This window comes from Streptomyces dangxiongensis, assembly GCF_003675325.1.
GTDB classification, from domain to species: domain Bacteria; phylum Actinomycetota; class Actinomycetes; order Streptomycetales; family Streptomycetaceae; genus Streptomyces; species Streptomyces dangxiongensis.
This window is the reverse complement of the sequence record NZ_CP033073.1, coordinates 4,339,986-4,353,359: the sequence shown is the minus strand read 5'-3', so window position 1 is coordinate 4,353,359 and position 13,374 is coordinate 4,339,986. Positions and strand designations below refer to the sequence as shown.

Sequence of the window (13,374 nt, the reverse complement as noted above, 5' to 3'; positions counted from 1 at the left end):
GCATGATCGTGGCCCCGGAAACCGATGACAGGCGCAGGGACTTCGAGGGAGGCCGGCCCGGGTGATCCTCACGGTCACGCTGAACACCGCTCTCGACCTCACCTATCGCGTGCGGTCGCTGCGTCCGCACGCCTCGCACCGGGTCTCGGAGGTCGTCGAGCGGCCCGGCGGCAAGGGCGTGAACGTGGCCCGGGTCCTGGCCGCGCTCGGGCACGAGGTGACGGTCACCGGATTCGCGGGCGGCGCCACCGGACAGGTGCTGCGGGAGCGGCTCGCGGGCACGTCCGGGCCGGTGGACGCGCTGGTCCCGGTCGCCGGAGCGACCCGGCGCACGATAGCGGTCGTCGACGGACGGTCCGGCGACACCACCCAGCTCAACGAGCCCGGCCCGCAGATCGCCCCGGCCGAGTGGGGCACCTTCCTGGACCGCTACGAGGAGCTGCTGGCCGGCGCCTCGGCGGTGGCACTGTGCGGCAGCCTGCCGCCGGGGGTGCCGGTGGGGGCGTACGCGACGCTCGTACGGACCGCACGCGCCCTCGGCGTCCCCGCCCTGCTGGACACCAGCGGGGAGCCGCTGCGCCGCGGGGTCGCCGCGCGCCCGGACGTCATCAAGCCCAACGCCGACGAACTGGCCGAACTCACCGGCTCCCACGAACCGTCACGCGCCACCCAGGACGCCCGCAGACGGGGCGCCCGCGCGGTCGTGGCCTCCCTCGGCGCGGACGGCCTGCTCGCCGTCACCCCCGAGGGCCGCTGGCGCGCCGCCCCGCCCTCCCGCGTCCACGGCAACCCGACCGGCGCCGGCGACGCGGCGGTGGCCGGCCTGCTCTCGGGCCTCGTGGAGAACCTCGACTGGCCGGCCCGCCTGACCCGAGCGGTGGCCCTCGCGACAGCGACCGTCCACGCCCCGACAGCGGGCGACGTCGGCCGCACTGCCTATGACGAACTCCTGGCACGAGTGTTGGTTACGGCGGCGTGAAAGCGAGGGAACCCTAGGCAGATTCGCCTGCCTAACAGTTCGGCCGAGAAACGCTCTTCCCCTCATGTCAGCCGGGTGATCAAATGACCATCTGCAGGCCACATCGACCAGTGACGAAAGACAGAGGGGAACCTCCTATGAGCGTGTTTAGAAATGGCTTGACGACGGTGGCTCTGGCCAGTGCGTTGTTGGGTGGCGCCTTTGCCGCACCTGCTGCGGCGGCTGATCCCAATACCTGCCCGAAAGGAAAGCTCTGTGGATGGTCGGGGACCAACAGGACGGGAACCAGGACCGTTATCTCTGTAACGTCCGGCTGCTCTCCCTTCACCACTGCCAGGTCAGTCTCGAACCAGACGTCCCATCGCATAGAGTTTTGGCACATCACTCCCGGCACCGGCTGCGACATCGGCACCCGGCTGCTCACTCTGGAGCCGGGCACCCACTCAGACGATACCCATGGCACCGTTACAGGGATCGGGGTCTACGGGTAGTAGTGCCGCGGCCGTTGTACCGACGGCCGAGCATGAGGTGCATCGAGGGCGCTCCGCCCCGCACCGCTCTTGAGCACTCGCAATCCGCCCTCGCTATGAGCCGTCCTGACCTGCACAATGCCAGCTCTTGGGGACCGCAAGGCGTCCCGGACCAGCACGATCGGGCCGCCGAGCCACCGGTGCGCGGTCTGATCAGCCGATCGCGTTCGCAGGGTTTGCAGCAGGCCAGGACGACGACGGACGGCGCCGCACATACACGAAGAGTGCAGCCGCGGCAGGGGCAGGTACGGGCGCTCGGCGGCGTTTATGAAGAACCCGCCCTAGAAGGCCACTCCAGGAGAGGCGGTGCCACCGGCGTGAATTCCGACGGACCGTTCCGCTGTCTGGACTTTACTGCACCCAAAGTTGGTCGATAAGGGCGTTGCACTGGTTCCCCTGACCACAGGCGATCGTCAACGTGTTGGTGCCTTTAGTCAACGTCACTGGAGCCCAGGTGGACTGCCAGCCCTTCTCAAAGTCACCCTTCGGTGAGCCAATGAAATTCTTCATACCCAAGGGCTGTGGGTTGGGTTTGCCGTTGACCGTCAGCGTCGCGTTTGCGTCCTCGCCGGGAATTCCATAACGCACATACAGGCGGTACGAGCCAGCTTTTTGGACGTCACTGACCGTCCAGGTCACCGAAGCACCGACACTATTGAACCCTGCCACTTAAACCCCACCGGCCGCTTTCGCCCCCTTGACGTCCGATGCCTTGGTCGCGCCACCTGCCAACTGAAGGGCGCTCGCGTCGCTCTTGGGCAGCTCGCCCGATGTCGCCGAGCTGCTCCCCGATGGACTCGGCTTGCTGCTCTGCGACTGATTGGTGTTGGTTCCGGCCTGGCCTGCGGACTTGTCGTCGTCCGTGTGGCCGTTGATCATCGCGATGCCGATGCCGATGACGACCGCGGCGACCACCGCGACCGCGCCGATCAGCAGGCCCTTGGTGTTCGGGCCGCGTCGGCCGGACGCGGGCGCCCGGCCGCCCGGCGCGCCGCCGGGCAGCGTCTCGGGGGCCTGGTAGTGGGCGTTCGACTGACCGTGGGGACCCTGCTGCGGTGCGCCCTGACCGTACGCGGCCTGCGGCGGCTGGCCGTACGGCACCTGCTGGCCGTAGGTGCGCTCGCCGACCGCGCGGACCCTGCTGACCGAGTTCGGATAGCCGTAACCGCCGCCGGAGGGCGGCTGGGCTCCCCGGGCCTGGCCGTCTGCGTACAGGTAGCCGAACGGGTCGTCGTCCTCGGGCGGGCTCGCGCCGTTGTCGCCGGGCGTCATCCCTTGGGTACTCCTCAACAGGTGCTGGCGGATGCGGTACGGGTTTTGAATGGCGAGCCTACCCGCTCTCACTCGCCCAAACGGGTGGCCCGAACCGCATCAACCCGCTGACCTGCGGGTCACCCGGCGCGGCGATGTTGTTTGGGACGAGATCGTTTCTCTACGTACATCCGCTCGTCAGCGGACTTCAGCACCTCGTCCGCCGTCATGCCGCAGTGCGCCCAGCCGATGCCGAAGCTCGCACCCACCCGGACCGCCCGGCCCTCGGCGCGGATCGGCTGGATGATCTCGTTGCGCAGCCGTACGGCGAGGTCCTGGGCGTCGGCCCGGCCGAGGCCGTCGGCGAGGATCACGAACTCGTCGCCGCCGAGCCGGGCGACCGTGTCACCGTCGCGGACGCCGTTGCTCAGCCGCCGGGCCACCTCGATGAGGACCGCGTCGCCCGCGTTGTGCCCGAAGCGGTCGTTGATCGACTTGAACCCGTCGAGGTCGCAGAAGAGGACCGCGAGGCCCTTGCTGCCGTCGTCGCGGCCCTCCGCGGGGGCGATGGTGTGCACATGGTGGTCGTAGGCGTCGTACGCCTCCGTACCCGGCGCGAAGTCGAAGCCGTGTCCGGCCGGGGCGTCGAAGGCGGGGTGGCCGTAGGCCGCGTCCAGGGACTCCAGGGCGCCGGCCTGCGCGGGCCGCCGGCAGAGCCGGGCCGCCAGGCGCGACCGCAGCTCGGCGGAGTTCGGCAGGCCGGTCAGCGAGTCGTGGGAGGCGCGGTGGGCGAGCTGGAGCTCGCGGCGCTTGCGTTCCTCTATGTCCTCGACGTGGCTGAGCAGGAAGCGGGGGCCGTCGGCGGCGTCCGCGACGACGCTGTTGCGCAGGGACACCCACACGTAGGTGCCGTCCCGCCGGCCGAGCCGCAGCTCCGCCCGCCCGCCCTCGGCGGAGGTGCGCAGCAGGGTGCCGATGTCCTCGGGGTGGACGAGGTCGGCGAAGGAGTAACGGCGCATGGCGGAGGCGGGCCGGCCCAGCAGCCGGCACAGGGCGTCGTTGGTGCGCAGGATGCGGCCGTGCTGGTCGCCGCCCATCTCGGCGATGGCCATGCCCGAGGGGGCGTACTCGAAGGCCTGCCGGAAGGACTCCTCGCTGGAGCGCAGGGCCTGCTGCTCGCGCTCCAGGCGGACCAGGGCGCGCTGCATGTTGGCCCGCAGGCGCGCGTTGCTGATCGCGATGGCGGCCTGGAAGGCGTACATCTGCAAGGCCTCGCGGCCCCAGGCGCCGGGGCGGCGGCCGTTGCGCGGGCGGTCGACGGATATGACCCCGAGCAGTTCGCCGCAGGAGCCGCCCTGCACGCCCGGGGTGTACATGGGCGCGAAGAGCCGGTCGGAGGGGTGCCACTCGTCCTCGAAGCGCGGCGCGGGCCCGTCGGTGTACCACTGGGGGACGTCGTCGTCGTCGAGGACCCAGCCCTCGGTGTGCGGTATGAAGACGAGGTCGCCCCAGCGTTCGCCCATGCCCAGCCGTCGGTCCCAGGAGTCCCGGGAGCCGGCCCGGCCGGTGATCAGCGCCTCGGCGGCGGAGTTCCCGGAGAAGGCGGCGACGACGAGATCGCCGTCGGGGCGTACCAGATTGACGGCCGCCATCTCGTATCCCAGGGCGCCCACGACACCGTCCGCGACGGTCTGCAACGTGTCCGCCAGGCTGCGTGCCGTGTTCATGTCGGCCATGACCTGGTGGAGCTGCCGCAGGGACGCAAGACGGACATAAGGCTCCGACTCGGTCTCCATGCTCGCCCTCCCCCCGAGACCTCACAGCGAATCAAGGGTTTGTCTTCGGCACTTCCTTACGATGGCTTTCGCGTTGGCTCCGGCGGTTTACTCGTACGGCTCCCCGCCACTGAATCACAGCGCGCTCCCCACCCGGTACACAGGGTCAACAATAACTGCCTCCTGTGACTCAAGTCACAGGAGAACGTGAACAATTGAGTGGAGTTTCTGCGTTTCTCCCGTACGCATTCCGAACACGGAGTGTGCGGTCGTGCACCCATGACGCACGGACCGTGCACCGCCGGTGCACGGTGGGTGTACGCCCGCGTGCGCCGCTGGTCCTAGGACCCGGCTCGGGCGGAGGGCCGATGCGCCCGGCGCGGTGCGGACACTAGCGTTTCCGGTGTGCTGAAAACTCCCTCACCCATCACCCCCCTGCCTCCCGGGCATGCTGAGGGGGTGAGCAACGACGAGTTCCGGGCCGCCATGTCCCGGCTGGCCGCGGGCGTGGTGCTGGTCACCGCGCAGGAACCGCCGCTCGATCCGGACGACCCCGACGCGCCGGGCGTGGAGGACGTCGGCATGACCGCCACGGCCTTCATGTCGGTCTCCCTCGATCCGCCGCTGGTCCTGGTCAGCCTGCGCGAGGGCTCCCGCATGGACGACCTGCTGGCCGAGCAGCCGCTGTGGGCGGTGTCGGTCCTCACCGAGAGCCAGCGGCACATCGCCGGCCGCTTCGCCATGAAGGGCCGCATCAGCGACCGGCTGCTCTTCGAGGACATCCCCTACGTCCGCGGCGAGGCCACCGGCGCCCCGCTGGCCGGGGGCGCGCTGGCCACCCTGGAGTGCCGTACCGAGCAGCGGGTGGCCGCCGGGGACCACACCCTGGTCGTCGGCCGGGTCCTCACGGCGCGGGTGCCCAGCGCGGAGGGCGGCCCGCTGCTGTACTTCCGCGGCCGATACCGGCAACTGGACTGAGCCCGGTATTCCGCCGCCCCCGTAATCCCATCGCCCGGGGAAAAGGGAATGCCTAGGGTGCGGGGATGACACCGCGCCTTGAAGAAGTGACACCGGAGAACCTCGACACCGCCGTGGGCATCCGCGTCCGCCCCGGGCAGGAACACGCCGTCAGTCCCGTCGTCACCTCCCTCGCCGAGGCGTACGTCCATCCCGCCGGTGTCGCCTGGCCCCGTCTGATCGTCGACGGCGACCGCACGGTCGGCTTCCTCATGGCCTTCTTCGGCATCGACTGGCACCGCGACGGCAGCCTGCACCGCTCGGGGCTGTGGCGGCTGAACATCGCGGCGGACGCCCAGGGCCGCGGGTACGGCCGCTTCGCCGTCGGCTCGGTGGCCGCGGAGATCCGCCGCCGCGGCGGCAGGGAACTCCACGTCACCTGGCACCCCGGCCCGACGGGCCCCGAGGACTTCTACCTCCGCCTGGGCTTCCGGAAGACCGGCGAGACGAGCGGGGACCAGACGGTGGGCGTGTTGGACCTGTGACGGTCGTGGCGGGGGCCGGCCGGTGCGGCAGGAGGCCGGCTAACCCCAGTCCCGGCCCGTGCGTCCCCGCTTGGTCTGGGCGCGCTGTTTCTTCTCCCGCAGCCGGCGTTCGTTGATGCCGCGCGGGATGCGCGTCGGCCTGCGGGGCTTCGGCGGCGGCGCGGTGGCCTCCGCGAGGAGGGCGGCCAGCCGTACGGCGGCGGCCTCGCGGTTGCGCCACTGGGAGCGGTGCTCGGAGGCCCGTACGGACAGCACCCCGTCGACGAGGCGGCCGGCGAGCCGCTGGAGCGCCCGCTCCTTCCACACCGGCGGCAGCGCCTCGGTGCCGGCGAGGTCGAAGCGCAGCTCCACCTGTGAGTCGCTGGTGTTGACGTGCTGTCCGCCGGGCCCGGAGGACCTGGAGAAACGCCACGTCAGCTCGGCCTCGGGAAGCGAGACCGAGCCGCGGATGAGGTAGGGCCCGGACATGTATGCCATGTTCCCGGACCCGCGGGGTGTGCGTCACCTGGATATCCGGTTCGGTAAAAAAGGTAAAGGGACCCGGAACCGGCGGGACCCCCCTCGACGTTGTTCCGGGTGACGGTAGCTTCGTCGGCACAGATGTGCACGTATGCACGGGTATCTAGGGAAGGGACTCCCAACATGGCTGTAAGCCTGTCCAAGGGTGGCAACGTCTCGCTCACCAAGGAGGCTCCGGGCCTGACCGCCGTCACCGTGGGCCTCGGCTGGGACGTCCGCACCACCACCGGCACGGACTTCGACCTGGACGCCTCCGCGATCGCGGTCAACACGGAGGGCAAGGTCTACTCGGACGCCCACTTCGTCTTCTTCAACAACAAGCAGACCCCGGACAACTCCATCGTCCACACGGGCGACAACCGTACGGGTGAGGGCTCCGGCGACGACGAGGCGATCAACGTCAACCTGGCCGCGCTCCAGGCCGACATCGACAAGATCGTCTTCCCGGTCTCCATCTACGACGCCGAGAACCGCGGCCAGAACTTCGGCCAGGTCCGCAACGCCTACATCCGCATCGTCAACCAGGCCGGCGGCGCCGAGATCGCGCGTTACGACCTGTCGGAGGACGCGGCCACCGAGACGGCCATGGTCTTCGGCGAGCTGTACCGCAACGGCGCGGAGTGGAAGTTCCGCGCGGTGGGCCAGGGTTACGCCTCGGGCCTGGTGGGCATCGCCCAGGACTTCGGCGTGAACGTCTGACGCAGACACCACGTCCGCCGGGCAGGGACCGGCGGCGGCGTCCTTCCCGGGCGCACGCCGCCGGCCCGCACCGTCAGGGGTGGCGCGGCTTGCCGTCGCCGTACAGCCAGTCCTTCCAGATCTCGCCGAAGTCCTTGTCCGGGGCCTTCTTCTCCACGTACGCGGTGAACTCGGCGGTGCTCGCGGTGCCGTGGCGGTGTGCGGCGGCCCAGCCCTGGATGATGTCGTAGAAGGTGTCGTCGCCGGTCGTGCGGCGGATCTTCTCCAGGACCATCGCGCCGCGTTCGTAGACGGGGCTGTCGGAGATGTGCGCGGCGCTGGACGGCTTCGCCGGCGGGAAGGCCCAGATCTGCTCGTGGTCCCCGTCGTAGTAGCGGGTGAAGGTCTCCCGGGTGCTGGGGCCGCCGTGGTCCTCCTTGTACAGCCACTCCGCGTAGGTGGCGAATCCCTCGTTGAGCCACATGTCCCGCCAGGACTCGGGGGTGACCGAGTCGCCGTACCACTGGTGGGCGAGTTCGTGCACGAGGGTGGAGGTGTCGGGGGCGCCGGGGAAGACGGGCCGCGTCTGGGTCTCCAGGGCGTACCCGGCGTCGTCCGGGCGGTCGACGATCGCGCCGGTCGAGGAGAAGGGGTACGGCCCGAAGTTGGTCTCCTCCCACTCGATGATCGCGGGGATCTTCGCGAGCACCCCGGCGGCGGCCCCGGCCTGGTGGGGATCGACCGCGGTGACGACGGGCAGGCCGTGCGGGCCGGTGGTGCGGGCGATGTCGTAGTGGCCGACGGCGACGGTGGCGAGGTAGCTCGCCATGGGCTGGGCGGTGTGCCAGTGGTAGGCCGTACGGCCGCCCTTCGTGCTCCGGTCCGTCAGCTCGCCGTTGGACACGGCCTGGAGACCCTTCGGCACGGTGACGGTGATGTCGTAGGACGCCTTGTCGGCAGGGTGGTGGTTGCCGGGGAACCAGGCCATGGAGCCGACCGGTTCGCCGAGGCCGAGGGTGCCGTCGGCGGTGGGCAGCCACCCCTCCTTGGAGCCGTCGGGGTCGGTGAGGGTGCGCGGGGTGCCCGAGTAGCGCACGGTCGTGCGGAACGTCTCGCCGTCGCTGAGTCCGTCGTGCGGGCGGACGGTGAGTTCCTGACCGCTGCGGCTCCAGCCGGCGCCCCTGCCCTCGACGGTGACCGAGTCGACGTGCAGTCCGGCCAGGTCCAGGTCGAACGCGGACAGGTCCTGGGTGGCCCGGGCGGTGATGACCGCCGTACCGGTGAGGTGCCGGGTGTGCGGGGTGTAGTCCAGCGTGAGGGCGTAGTGGCCGACGTCGTAGCCGCCGTTGCCGGCGTCGGGGAAGTACGGGTCATGCACGCCGGATCCGCCCGCGGTGCCCCGCGCGCCGCCGTCGCACGCGGTGCCGGTGGCGGCGAGGAGGAGAAGGGCGGCGACGGCCGGGACAAGGCGCACGGATCTGGACATGTCAGTGATCCTAGGCTGGCGGGACGCACCGCAGGCGGGCCGGGCGGACCGGCGTGACACCATCTCTTCCGTGCTCGACATCGGCTACGCCCTCTCCAACCGGTTCCCGGACCCGCCGCAGACCGACTACCGCCGCGCGGACGTCCACGCGCTGCGGCACGACCTGTTCTGCGGGGACGTGTACCTGGCGGACACCGAGACGGACCGGGAGCTGTCCACAGCCTGGGGATGGGTGCCGGTGCTGGACTTCGCGTGGGCGCTGTGCGACATCGTGGAGCGGCTGGACCAGGACCCGATGGGCTCCCGCGCCGCCCGCCCCCAGCGGGCCGAACTGGACTTCACCGAGTCCAGCGACGCGCTGCTCTTCGAGCGCCGCTTCGGCTGGGTCGACATCACCTCGGACTGGCAGCCGGCCGAGGAGTCCCCGCTGAGCTTCGCCCACACCGAACTCCGGCGCGAGGCCCGCGACTTCCTGCACGACCTGATCGCGGACCTCACCGACCTCCACGAGGACCTGGCGGAGAACCCGGCGCTGTGGACCCTCCAGGCCCGCTTCCCGCGGGTGCCGTGACATAGCGGCTCGGCGGCTCAGCCCTCCACCCTGATCCCCAGCCCTGCCGCCAGCGCGGGAGCCAGGTCCAGGAGCTGACCGGTGCTGATGACCGCACCGGAGAGGCGGTCCAGGCCCCGGGCCACCTCCAGGGGGGCGGCACCGCGCAGGTCCACGTCCTTCAGGGTCGCGCCACCGAAGTCGGCGCCCCGCAGCGCGCAGTCGGTGAACTCCACCCGCTCCAGCCGCGCGCCGGCGAAGTCCGGCTCCACCAGGACGCAGGACTCGAAGACGACGTCCTTGAGGCGGGCCTCGCGGAGGTTCAAATAGTCGATCTTGCCGCCGCGGATCACGACCCGTTCCAGCACCGCGCCGTGCATCTGGGTACCGCCCAGGCGCGCGTCGGCCAGCTCCACATCGCGGAACGAGGCCTCGGCGAGCTGCGTGCCGACACCCCGCAGCCCGGTCAGCACCGAGTCCAGCACGCGAGCCCGGCCCAGCGCCGTGCCGTCCACCACGCAGCCCGTCAGCGCGCAGTCCATGAACCGGGCGCCCATGCCGTCCTGCCCGGCCAGGTCCAGCTCCCTGAACTCCAGCCCGTCATAGTCACCGTCCGGCTCCAACTCCAACGCGCCCCACGGCTCCAGGTCCGGCAGCCGCACCTCCGGCCGCCGCGCCCCCCGCACCCCTGCCCGCTCCGCCGGCCCGCCACCCGCCGCTCGTCTCACCATCCCCCCATGCTGCACCCCGCCACTGACAACCACCCCTGACCGGGAGACACCGGGCAGCGAGCGACAGCGACAGCGAGACCTCGCCCCGCGCGTCCGGCGCGGGGCCGCCTTCGCCGTGGGCGGCCTGGACGCCCCCGGCCGGCTGGAGCGGTGCACGGCGCGGGACCCGGCCCTCGCGCCGGCCGGGGAACGGCTGTTCAAGGGGCGGTTCCCGGCCGGACCCGACGGGACCCGGGCCGACGGGCTCGCCCGCGCCGGACACCTGTCGGACCTGGGCCCGACCGACCTGGCGGCCCGGGCGGCAGCGCGGCTCAGCGGGCCGGCCCGGCGAGCCCCGCCAGCGCCCCGTCCGTCAGCCGGTACACCGTCCACTCGTCCCGCGGGCGGGCGCCGAGCGCCTCGTAGAAGCCGATCGCGGGCCGGTTCCAGTTCAGCACCGACCACTCCAGCCGCTCGTAACCGCGCTCCACGCAGATGCGCGCCAGCTCGGCCAGCAGGGCCCGGCCGTGCCCGCCGCCGCGCGCGGAGGGACGGACGTAGTGGTCCTCCAGATAGATGCCGTGCACCCCGCGCCACGTGGAGAAGTTCAGGAACCACAGCGCGAAGCCGACCGGCTCGCCGCTCGCGTCGTCCACGGCCAGGTGCGCGAAGGCGGCCGGCCGCTCCCCGAACAGCGCCTCCCGCAACTGCTCGGCACCGGCCCGCACCTCCTCCAGCGACCTCTCGTGCTCGGCCAGCTCACGGACGAGGGCGTGGATGACGGGGACGTCGGCGGGGATCGCGGCACGAATCATGGGGGGAGGTTGACCGGCCGGTCCCCCGGGTCTCAGTGCCGTCCCGCCACCCGGTCGGCCACCTTGGCCAGGCGCGAGGACTCCATGCCGGGGTGGAGGCGTTCGCGCCGGTCGGCGGCGCGGTAGGTGGCGTACATGCCCTGGACGCCGAGCCAGCGGAAGGGTTCCGGCTCCCACCTGCGGACCTTGTGGTTCACCCAGGGCAGGTCGGTCAGTTCGGTGCGGCCGCCCTGGCCGGAGTCCTGCTGGACCAGGTCGCGCAGGGTGCGGGCGGCCAGGTTGGCGGTGGCGACGCCGGAGCCGACGTAGCCGCCCGCCCAGCCGAGACCGGTGGAGCGGTCCAGGGTGACCGTGGCGCACCAGTCGCGCGGGACGCCCAGCACCCCCGACCAGGCGTGGGCCACCCGCGTGCCCGCCAGGGCCGGGAAGAAGCGGGTGAGGATCTCGCGCAGGGCCTCGACGGTCGCCTCCTGGGTGCGGCCGTCGTTGTCGGTGCGCGAGCCGAAGCGGTACGGCACCCCGCGCCCGCCGAGCGCGATCCGGTCGTCGGCGGTGCGCTGGGCGTACATGTAGGCGTGGGCCATGTCGCCGAGGGTCTCCCGGCCGTCCCAGCCGATCGCCGCCCACTGCTCCCCGGTCAGCGGCTCGGTGGCGATCATGGACGAGTTCATCGGCAGCCAGGTCCGCTTCTGGCCCTTGAGGGAGGCCGTGAAGCCCTCGGTGCAGCGCAGGACGTAGGGAGCGCGGACGGTGCCGTACGGGGTCACGGCGTGCTTGGGCCGGATCTCCGTCACCGGTGTCGACTCGTGGACGGTCACGCCGAGCGCCTCCACCACCGCCGCGAGCCCCTTGACCAGCTTCACCGGGTGCAGCCGGGCCCCGTGCGGGGTCCAGGCCGAGCCGACCGCGTCCGCGACCCTGATCCGCTCGGCCGTCTCCCGGGCGCCGTACAGCTCCCGGTCCGTCTCGCCGTACGCCAGCTCGTGTTCGTGGAAGGCCCTCAGCCGCGCCAACTGGGCCGGTGTGGTCGCCACTTCCAGCACACCGCCCCGGTGCACATCGGCGTCGATGCCCTCCGCGCCGGCCACCGCGACGACCTCGGCCACGGTGTGGTTCATCGCCTTCTGCAGGCGCACGGCGGCCTCACGGCCGTGCAGCTTCGCGTACCGGTCCCGGCCCGCGATGCCGTTGTAGAGCCAGCCGCCGTTGCGGCCGGAGGCGCCGTAGCCGCAGAACTTCTGCTCCAGGACGGTGATCCGCAGGAAGGGGACCGCCTTCTTCAGGTAGTACGCCGTCCACAGGCCCGTGTATCCGCCGCCGACGATGACGACGTCCGCGGAGGCGTCCCCGGACAGCGGCTCCCGTACCGCCGGAAGACCGTCGTCCGCGTACCAGAAGGAGAACCCGCCGTTCACGACACTGCTTGCCGAGCTGCTCATGGCCGGGACGTTAACCCCTGAACCCGGCCAGTGTCTCCTTCGGATTCCATGCTTTTCCGCGGCCCCTGACCAGCGGATAGCAGGCCAGCCCGATCAGCGCGGCCCCGAAGTGACCGAAGTCCGTGAACGTCGGGCCGGGGGCCGCCAGCGGCAGCCCGAACACGGCGAGCACCGTCACCAGGTACCCGTACCGCCAGGGCACCGCGATCCGGTACGCGACCACCGCGATCACCCCCGCCAGCGCGTAGCTCACCCCGATGTCCAGGGTGTCGACCGCCGAGCGCGGAGCCAGTCCCTCCCCGATCGCCCTCAGCAGCACCCCCTCGCTGACCAGCGAGGCCAGGACGTGCGCGAGCACGCAGACCGCCAGCCAGCGGAGCGTCCCCAGCCACCGCTCGGCCGGCGCGTGGAACACCGTGTACAGGAAGGCGTACGGCACCCAGTCGCCGCCCTCGATCCACAACGCGCTCACCACGAGCACCCGCACCGGGCTGCGCGCCAGCTCGTGGAGGTTGGTCGACCGGTGCCGCAGGAAACGCTCCTCGAACTCCGGCGGCATGTGGTGCAGGACGACCGTCGTGACGAACAGGATCCCCAGCCACACGTACGTGCCGGGAGCACCGCGGACATACGCCCGCACCCTGCGCAGACCCCGCCGAAATCGCATGCACCGATTCAGCCACGCCGGCACCGCCCGGCACGTGATCGACATCCCCGGCGCTCCCCGGCACACCACCCGGCCCGACCGTCCGGACATAGGAAAAGCCCAGGTGGGAGGGGTCCCACCTGGGCTCTCGGAGCCCCCTGTCGGATTCGAACCGACGACCTACGCATTACAAGTTGTCCGATGCCCGTCCGTGAGCATCCACGGGCGTCCGCCGAGCGTGAGTCAGTGCTGGTCAGTGGTCTTTCATGGCCGTGAGAGACGACGGCGGACGTCACCGGAATCGGTGCACATCGAGACCGTAAGTGAGACCCCTAGGGGCATCGCAGGCATGGTCCGCTGCCCAGCCGCAGATGGCCACGACCGAGCATCCGTGAGTCGGCTGACGGAGTTAACTTCGGCCTGATCGCCTGGTCGCGCACCATGGGCGAGTAGTACAGCGTCAGTCGTTTGACGCTGCTCTCACTGACCGGCAG

The 13,374-nt window shown here is 71.2% G+C and carries 13 protein-coding genes and 1 pseudogene; 6 read left to right on the top strand and 8 right to left on the bottom strand.

The features are described 5' to 3' along the window. The first annotated feature begins 61 nt into the window (after positions 1-61). Positions 62-979: a 1-phosphofructokinase family hexose kinase gene (locus tag D9753_RS19575; protein ID WP_121788167.1), complete on the top strand. Its 918-nt coding sequence runs from the start codon at positions 62-64 to the stop codon at positions 977-979. An 83-nt stretch (positions 980-1,062) separates the two neighbouring features. Beyond that, positions 1,063-1,470, top strand: a complete 408-nt coding sequence (locus tag D9753_RS39370; protein ID WP_121788166.1) for a peptidase inhibitor family I36 protein — start codon at positions 1,063-1,065, stop codon at positions 1,468-1,470. Positions 1,471-1,860: 390 nt separating this feature from the next. Here the strand turns inward: D9753_RS39370 and D9753_RS19565 are convergent. Continuing rightward, positions 1,861-2,781, bottom strand: a pseudogene (locus tag D9753_RS19565) (carbohydrate-binding protein). A 119-nt stretch (positions 2,782-2,900) separates the two neighbouring features. Further along, on the bottom strand, positions 2,901-4,556 hold the full coding sequence (gene cdgB / locus D9753_RS19560) for a diguanylate cyclase CdgB (protein WP_121788165.1): 1,656 nt from the start codon (positions 4,554-4,556) through the stop codon (positions 2,901-2,903). A 465-nt stretch (positions 4,557-5,021) separates the two neighbouring features. Here cdgB and D9753_RS19555 point away from each other — a divergent pair, with 465 nt between their 5' ends. Beyond that, on the top strand, positions 5,022-5,513 hold the full coding sequence (locus D9753_RS19555) for a flavin reductase family protein (RefSeq protein ID WP_394346811.1): 492 nt from the start codon (positions 5,022-5,024) through the stop codon (positions 5,511-5,513). Between the two features lie 65 nt (positions 5,514-5,578). Next, a complete protein-coding gene (locus D9753_RS19550; protein WP_121788163.1) occupies positions 5,579-6,037 on the top strand; it encodes a GNAT family N-acetyltransferase in 459 nt (152 codons plus the stop codon). A gap of 39 nt (positions 6,038-6,076) precedes the next feature. Here D9753_RS19550 and arfB read toward each other — a convergent pair whose 3' ends face one another. After that, entirely contained in the window at positions 6,077-6,514 is a 438-nt protein-coding gene (arfB, locus tag D9753_RS19545; protein ID WP_121788162.1) for an alternative ribosome rescue aminoacyl-tRNA hydrolase ArfB, read from the bottom strand. Between the two features lie 165 nt (positions 6,515-6,679). Between arfB and D9753_RS19540 the strand changes: the two genes are divergently transcribed. After that, positions 6,680-7,255: a TerD family protein gene (locus D9753_RS19540; RefSeq protein ID WP_121788161.1), complete on the top strand. Its 576-nt coding sequence runs from the start codon at positions 6,680-6,682 to the stop codon at positions 7,253-7,255. Positions 7,256-7,328: 73 nt separating this feature from the next. Here D9753_RS19540 and D9753_RS19535 read toward each other — a convergent pair whose 3' ends face one another. After that, entirely contained in the window at positions 7,329-8,720 is a 1,392-nt protein-coding gene (locus tag D9753_RS19535; RefSeq protein ID WP_163010736.1) for a M1 family metallopeptidase, read from the bottom strand. Between the two features lie 70 nt (positions 8,721-8,790). Here D9753_RS19535 and D9753_RS19530 point away from each other — a divergent pair, with 70 nt between their 5' ends. Continuing rightward, complete coding sequence (locus tag D9753_RS19530) at positions 8,791-9,291, top strand: hypothetical protein (protein WP_121791169.1); 501 nt, start codon at positions 8,791-8,793, stop codon at positions 9,289-9,291. 17 nt (positions 9,292-9,308) lie between these two features. On the opposite strand, the gene D9753_RS19525 is transcribed toward D9753_RS19530, so the two are convergent. The 4 genes from D9753_RS19525 to D9753_RS19505 all read right to left on the bottom strand — a co-directional run bounded on the left by D9753_RS19525 (position 9,309) and on the right by D9753_RS19505 (position 12,901). Further along, positions 9,309-10,001, bottom strand: a complete 693-nt coding sequence (locus tag D9753_RS19525) for a pentapeptide repeat-containing protein (RefSeq protein ID WP_121788160.1) — start codon at positions 9,999-10,001, stop codon at positions 9,309-9,311. Between the two features lie 311 nt (positions 10,002-10,312). Next, entirely contained in the window at positions 10,313-10,795 is a 483-nt protein-coding gene (locus D9753_RS19515) for a GNAT family N-acetyltransferase (protein WP_121788159.1), read from the bottom strand. A gap of 32 nt (positions 10,796-10,827) precedes the next feature. Next, complete coding sequence (locus D9753_RS19510) at positions 10,828-12,234, bottom strand: NAD(P)/FAD-dependent oxidoreductase (RefSeq protein ID WP_205614204.1); 1,407 nt, start codon at positions 12,232-12,234, stop codon at positions 10,828-10,830. Positions 12,235-12,244: 10 nt separating this feature from the next. After that, on the bottom strand, positions 12,245-12,901 hold the full coding sequence (locus D9753_RS19505; RefSeq protein WP_205614203.1) for a rhomboid-like protein: 657 nt from the start codon (positions 12,899-12,901) through the stop codon (positions 12,245-12,247). Positions 12,902-13,374: the final 473 nt, after the last annotated feature.

Bases quoted from the DNA above. Each gene is read 5' to 3' on its own strand.
- D9753_RS19535 (WP_163010736.1), bottom strand. From the start codon at position 8,720: ATGTCCAGATCCGTGCGCCTTGTCCCGGCCGTCGCCGCCCTTCTCCTC.
- cdgB (WP_121788165.1), bottom strand. From the start codon at position 4,556: ATGGAGACCGAGTCGGAGCCTTATGTCCGTCTTGCGTCCCTGCGGCAG.
- arfB (WP_121788162.1), bottom strand. From the start codon at position 6,514: ATGGCATACATGTCCGGGCCCTACCTCATCCGCGGCTCGGTCTCGCTT.
- D9753_RS19550 (WP_121788163.1), top strand. From the start codon at position 5,579: ATGACACCGCGCCTTGAAGAAGTGACACCGGAGAACCTCGACACCGCC.
- D9753_RS19505 (WP_205614203.1), bottom strand. From the start codon at position 12,901: ATGCGATTTCGGCGGGGTCTGCGCAGGGTGCGGGCGTATGTCCGCGGT.
- D9753_RS19540 (WP_121788161.1), top strand. From the start codon at position 6,680: ATGGCTGTAAGCCTGTCCAAGGGTGGCAACGTCTCGCTCACCAAGGAG.
- D9753_RS39370 (WP_121788166.1), top strand. From the start codon at position 1,063: ATGACCATCTGCAGGCCACATCGACCAGTGACGAAAGACAGAGGGGAA.
- D9753_RS19525 (WP_121788160.1), bottom strand. From the start codon at position 10,001: ATGGTGAGACGAGCGGCGGGTGGCGGGCCGGCGGAGCGGGCAGGGGTG.
- D9753_RS19510 (WP_205614204.1), bottom strand. From the start codon at position 12,234: ATGAGCAGCTCGGCAAGCAGTGTCGTGAACGGCGGGTTCTCCTTCTGG.
- D9753_RS19515 (WP_121788159.1), bottom strand. From the start codon at position 10,795: ATGATTCGTGCCGCGATCCCCGCCGACGTCCCCGTCATCCACGCCCTC.
- D9753_RS19555 (WP_394346811.1), top strand. From the start codon at position 5,022: ATGTCCCGGCTGGCCGCGGGCGTGGTGCTGGTCACCGCGCAGGAACCG.